5 protein-coding genes are annotated in these 5,956 nt (G+C 65.2%); 4 read left to right on the plus strand and 1 reads right to left on the minus strand.

The features are described 5' to 3' along the window. The 4 genes from ABYB95_RS15370 to ABYB95_RS15385 all read left to right on the plus strand — a co-directional run. Positions 1-378 (plus strand): ATP-binding cassette domain-containing protein (locus ABYB95_RS15370; protein WP_372659442.1); only part of this gene is annotated, 378 nt, incomplete at its 5' end. Between the two features lie 97 nt (positions 379-475). Continuing rightward, positions 476-2,125, plus strand: coding sequence for an RNA polymerase factor sigma-54 (rpoN, locus tag ABYB95_RS15375; RefSeq protein ID WP_372659443.1), 1,650 nt, complete (start codon positions 476-478; stop codon positions 2,123-2,125). Between the two features lie 92 nt (positions 2,126-2,217). Further along, entirely contained in the window at positions 2,218-3,594 is a 1,377-nt protein-coding gene (locus tag ABYB95_RS15380; RefSeq protein ID WP_372659444.1) for a class I SAM-dependent RNA methyltransferase, read from the plus strand. 67 nt (positions 3,595-3,661) lie between these two features. Continuing rightward, positions 3,662-4,099: a putative toxin-antitoxin system toxin component, PIN family gene (locus ABYB95_RS15385; RefSeq protein ID WP_372659445.1), complete on the plus strand. Its 438-nt coding sequence runs from the start codon at positions 3,662-3,664 to the stop codon at positions 4,097-4,099. A gap of 75 nt (positions 4,100-4,174) precedes the next feature. Here ABYB95_RS15385 and ABYB95_RS15390 read toward each other — a convergent pair whose 3' ends face one another. Then, positions 4,175-5,794 (minus strand): FMN-binding glutamate synthase family protein, encoded by a 1,620-nt coding sequence (locus tag ABYB95_RS15390; protein ID WP_372659446.1) that lies wholly within the window; start codon positions 5,792-5,794, stop codon positions 4,175-4,177. Positions 5,795-5,956: the final 162 nt, after the last annotated feature.

The raw sequence follows: 5,956 nt of genomic DNA on the forward strand, positions 1-5,956 counted from the left end.
CGGCTCGATGCCTTGCTCAAAGAGCTGCATGTCGAGCATTTGCGCGATTCGCCCGCGCCCGCGCTCTCGGGCGGCGAACGCCGCCGGGTGGAAATCGCCCGGGCCCTGGCGACCAATCCGCGTTTCATCCTGCTCGACGAACCTTTCGCCGGGATCGACCCGATCGCGGTGATCGAGATCCAGCGCATCATCGGGTTCCTGAAATCCCGTGGCATCGGCGTGCTCATCACCGACCACAACGTGCGCGAAACCCTGGGTATTTGCGACCGCGCCTACATCATCAACGAAGGCCACGTGCTCACCAGCGGCACACCGGCCGACATCGTGACCAACGCCGATGTCCGCCGGGTGTACCTCGGCGAACACTTCCGGATGTGAAGACGGTGATGTTGCCCCCACGTTCCACCGCTTGGCGGGTCGCTGCTGCGTCGTTGCGCCGCTGCGCTGTGCTGCGCTTGCAGGCAAGGACGTTGGCATGAAGCAAGGCCTGTCGCTTCGCGTTTCGCAGCACCTGGCGCTCACGCCCCAGTTGCAGCAATCCATACGCCTGCTGCAACTCTCCACGCTGGAGATGGCGCAGGAAGTGGAGCAAATGCTGGACGAGAACCCGTTTCTGGAGCGGGCGGACGAGGTCGCGGAGCGCGAGGAATTTGGTCTGGACCAGGCCGACGCGCCGGTGAGCACGGGCGAGCAGATCGCCGAAGCCAGCGCCGAGGGCCTGGCCAACGGTGCCGATGTGGCGGCCAGCCCGGCAGAGAGCGATTTCCGCGACAAGAACACCGCGACCGCAGACGGCAACGATGCCGACGGCGCCGAGACCCGTTCTGAGGCCGATGCCCCGGTGGAAGAAAGCTGGGACGGTGACGGCACGGTGGAGGTCTCGGCCGACGACAGCGAATGGGGTGGCGACGCGCCCGCCCGCAACAGCGGCTCGGGCGGCGACGACGACACCGCCACCGCCGCCGATCTGGCGCGCAGCCCCGTCAGCCTGCAAGACCACTTGCACGAACAGGCGCGCTGCCTGCGGCTGGACGAAGAAGACCGCGCGGCACTGTATTTTCTGATCGAGTCGCTCAACGACGACGGTTACCTTGAAGACCGCCTGGACGACCTCGCCGTGGCCTGGCTGGTGATGTCCAGGGGCATGGTGCCCGAAGCGGCGGGCCAGATCGGTATCGAAGAAATCGAGCCGCTGGAACAACGCTTGTCCACCGCCTTGCAGTGGCTGCAGCAGATGGAGCCCACTGGCGTGGGCGCGCGCGATCTGGGTGAATGCCTGCGCCTGCAAATTCTCGATCTGCGCAACAGCCCCGAGGCGCGCGCGGCGCTGGCGATTTGCGGCCAACCGCTGGAGCTCATGGCCAAGCGCGACGTCAAGCGCCTGTGCAATCTCTGCGGCTTCGACGACGAAACCGTGCGCGCCGCGCTGGGCCTGATCGCGCGGCTGGAGCCCAAGCCGGGTCGCCGCTTTGTGGACGTGGAGCGCAACGTGGTGGTGCCTGACGTCATCGTGTTGCGCGCGGGTCGCGGCTTCAAGGTGCAGCTCAACCCCGACGTCATGCCGCGCCTGCGGGTGCACGATGTGTACGCACAGGCCCTGCGGCAAAACCGGGGCGCCAAGGACAATGGCGACGGTGGACACGCGTCCATGCAACAACGCCTGCAGGAGGCGCGCTGGTTCATCAAGAACATACAGCAGCGATTCGACACCATCTTGCGTGTATCCAGCGCCATCGTCGAGCGCCAGCGCAACTTCTTCATGCACGGCGAGCTGGCCATGCGCCCCTTGGTGCTGCGCGAGATCGCCGACGAACTGGGTCTGCACGAATCGACCATCAGCCGTGTGACCACCGCCAAATACATGGCCACGCCGTTTGGCACCTACGAACTCAAGTTCTTCTTTGGTTCGTCCCTGGGCACCGAAACCGGCGGCAACGCTTCGAGCACGGCGGTGCGTGCACTGCTCAAGCAGTTCATCGCCGCCGAAGAGGCCAAGAAACCCTTGTCGGACAACCAGCTGTCCGATCTGCTGAAAGAACAAGGAATCGAGTGCGCCCGGCGTACCGTGGCCAAATACCGCGAGGCCCTGCGCATTGCGCCGGCCAATCTCAGAAAATCACTTTAGACCCATGACCCCCTTGCTTCGCCGCCTTGCGGGTCGCAGCGCCCACGGGCTGCTGTTTCGCCTGGGGATGGCCCGGCGGTGAAACGACTGCAATGAACCAACTCAAACTTTTTCTGCCTTGCGCCGCGGGCGTGGAGGATTTCCTCGCCGACGAAGTGCAGCGCATCTGTGGTGCGCCCCCGCTGCAAAAATCGCGCGGCGGCGTGGCGCTGCAAGCGTCCTGGCGCGACGCCTTGTTGCTCAACCTGCACAGCCGCCTCACCCAGCGCGTGCTGGTGCAACTCTGGCACGGCGACTACCGCAACGAGCAGGATTTGTACAACGCCGCTGGCGAAGTGGCCTGGGAGATCTGGTTCACGCCGAAAGAAACCATCAAGGTGGAGATCACCGCCCAGCACAGTCCGCTGACCAGCCTGAACTTTGCCGCGCTCAAGATCAAGGACGCGATCTGCGACCGCTTTCGCGACAAGCGCGGTGAGCGTCCCAGTGTCAACACCACCTGGCCCGATGTGCGCATCTACGCCCACCTCACCACCGAAACGCTCACGCTCTACATGGACACCTCGGGCGAGCCGCTGTTCAAACGCGGCTGGCGCGAAGACAAGGGCGACGCCCCCCTGAAAGAAACCCTGGCCGCCGCCATGATCGCCGCCACCGGCTGGGGCGCCAGCGCCGAGCAGGCGCTGGAGGACATACCACCGTTGTACGACCCGTGCTGCGGCAGTGGCACGGTCTTGATCGAAGCGGCACAGATCGCGTTGAACATCGCGCCCGGCCAGTTGCGGCGGTTCGCGTTCGAGAAACTGTTGCCGTTCCAGCCCCACGTGTGGGAGGCCATCAAGACCGGCGCTGCGCGTGCGCAACGCGAATGGCCCACCGGCCACGCGCCGATCGTGTTTGGCAGCGATGTGTCGTTCCGCATGGTCGATTTTGCGCAGCGCAATGCCGAGCGCGCGGGCGTGGCCCACGCCATCGAGTTGCGTGGCGGTGATGCCTTGCAGCGCCTCCCGCCCTCGGATCGGCCCGGCGTGTTGTTGCTCAACCCGCCCTATGGCGACCGCATTGCCGCCGCCGGGGTGGCGGGCCAGAACGCGGGCGACCGCGCCAGTGCCCGCGCCATGCGGGCGCAAGCCCGCGCGCCCCGCACCTTCACCATGAACGGCGTGCCGCCCACGGCGGAAGGGCACGACCAGGGCCGCGAGAGTGCGCAAATGGCCGACGGTGGCGATGGCAGCGAGTTCTTCACCCAGCTGGCCTCGCACTGGAAAAGCCACTACGCCGGCTGGAGTGGCTGGCTGCTCACGCCCGACCTGAAACTGCCGGGCAAGATGCGTTTCAAAGAGTCGCGCCGCGTGCCGCTGTGGAACGGGCCTATCGAATGCCGCCTGTTCCGCTTCGACCTGATCGCGCGCAGGAATGAAACACCCCCGCCGCGCTCCGCGCGACCCCCTCAAGAGGGCGATGTCTAGGACCGGCGAAGCCGGATCCGCGACATCTCTGGATAGAGACACTTCTTTCGACGTGAGAGAGGCTGCCGTGCGTGAGAACCTTGAAACGAACGCGATGGTGCTCGACACCAACATCTTGCTGGATCTGTTCGTGTTTGAAGACCCGGCCACCAACGGTCTGCGCGAGGCCATCGACGGGCTGTCCCACCGCTGGCTGGCCACCGTCGCCATGCGCGAGGAATTGTTGCGTGTGCTGGTCTACCCGCAGATCGCCAAACGCATGGCGGCCCGCCATCTGGCGGCCAGCGAGGTGCTGCATCGGTTCGACCAGCGCGTCTGCATCGTCGCCGAAGCGGCCAAGGCGCCCTACACCTGCAAAGACGCCGACGACCAGAAGTTCATCGACCTGGCCGTTGCCCACCGGGCCGTGTTGTTGAGCAAAGACGCGGCGGTGCTGTGCATGGCGCGTCGGCTGGTGCGGCTCGGCGTGACCGTGAGCCGCCACTGGGTCAGCGCCCCCACCTGACGGGCTTGGCTCGCCCCAACCGGGGTCCGCAGGCGTCGGGCGAAGTCGGACAACAAGACCGGTGCCGCGCCGCAGTCATACCGGCGAGAAATGCTCGGCCCGCGCTTGCGGCCAATACACCTCGAACACCTTGGTTTGGCCCTGCGCGCCTTGCAGCAAGGCGCCGGGTGCCATGGCCGGCAGCAGCGTGGACAGCAGGCGCACATCGTTTTCATTGATCCGGCGCACGATGTGGTGGGCGGTGATTTCGCAGGGGTGCTGCAAGCCGGCCGCTTGCACCAGTTCTTGCAGCGCCTTGAGCGTTTCCTGGTGGAAGAGGTGGACCCGGGTGGCCTTGTCGGGCACCACCAGCGCTTGCTGGCGCACCGGGTCTTGTGTGGTCACGCCGGTGGGGCAGTGGCCGGTGTGGCAGGTCTGCGCCTGGATGCAGCCCAGCGAGAACATGAAGCCGCGCGCGCTGTTGCACCAGTCTGCGCCCAGGGCCAAGGCCCGTGCAATGTCAAAAGCGCTGATGACCTTGCCCGCGCAGCCGATCTTGATGCGGTCGCGCAGATTGACGCCGACCAAGGTGTTGTGCACCAGACGCAAACCCTCTTGCAGCGGCGCGCCCACGTGGTCGGTGAATTCCAGCGGTGCGGCGCCGGTGCCACCTTCGCTGCCATCGACCACGATGAAATCGGGCGTGATGCCGGTGGATTGCATGGCCTTGACGATGGCGAACCATTCCCAGGGGTGGCCGATGCAGAGTTTGAAGCCGGTGGGTTTGCCGCCCGAGAGTTCGCGCAACTGGGCGATGAACTCCATCAGCTCGACCGGCGTGGAGAACGCGCTGTGCGAGGACGGCGAAATGCAATCCAGGCCCAGCGGCACACCGCGCGCGGCGGCGATTTCGGGCGTGACCTTGCTGCCCGGCAGCACGCCGCCATGGCCGGGTTTGGCACCTTGGCTGAGCTTGAGCTCGATCATCTTGACCTGGGCGTCCAGGGCATTGGTTCTGAATTTTTCGGCATTGAAGCTGCCGTCGTCGTTGCGGCAGCCGAAGTAACCCGAGCCGATTTCCCAGATCAGGTCGCCACCGTGCATGCGGTGGTGGACCGAGATCGAGCCTTCACCGGTGTCGTGCGCAAACCCGCCGCGCTGGGCGCCGGCGTTGAGGGCTTGCACCGCATGGGCCGAGAGCGCGCCAAAGCTCATGGCCGAGATATTGAACACGCTGGCGTCATAGGGCTGGGTGCAGTCCGGGCCGCCCACGGTGATGCGGAAGTCGTGGCTGAGCAGGTGGCTGGGGGCCAGCGAGTGGTTGAGCCATTCGAAGCCGTTTTGTTTGACATTGAGCTGGGTGCCAAAGGGCCGCTTGTCGGTCTGGCCTTTGGCGCGGGCGTAGGCCAGGCTGCGCTGGCTGCGCGAGAAGGGCGTGGCCTCGGTATCGCTTTCCAGAAAGTACTGGCGCATTTCAGGTCGGATTTTTTCCAGGGTGTAGCGCAGGTGCCCGATCACGGGGTAGTTGCGCAGCACCGACTTGCTGGTCTGCCGCATATCCCAGAAACCCAGCACAGACAGACCGGTGCAGATCAGAAAGGTCCAGCCACCGATGCCAAAACCCACCAGCGTGAACAGACTCAGCAGGGCGCCCAGGACGCACAGCGCCAGCGCCGTGTAACGCACGGGGTAAAGGGCATTCAGTCGATCAAGCATGGGGTCCTTCAAAAGCTACACTGGTCGTCATCATAGAACCCCGAGCTGAAAAACCATGATTTCCGATCCCCCGAACAAGCCCATGGACAACGACGATTTCGACGAACTGGACGCGATCCTGGACGATTTGCGCACCCGTGGCGACGAGGTTCCACAGTGGGA

The organism is Hydrogenophaga sp. (genome assembly GCF_041633695.1).
Classification (GTDB): Bacteria; Pseudomonadota; Gammaproteobacteria; order Burkholderiales; family Burkholderiaceae_C; genus Hydrogenophaga.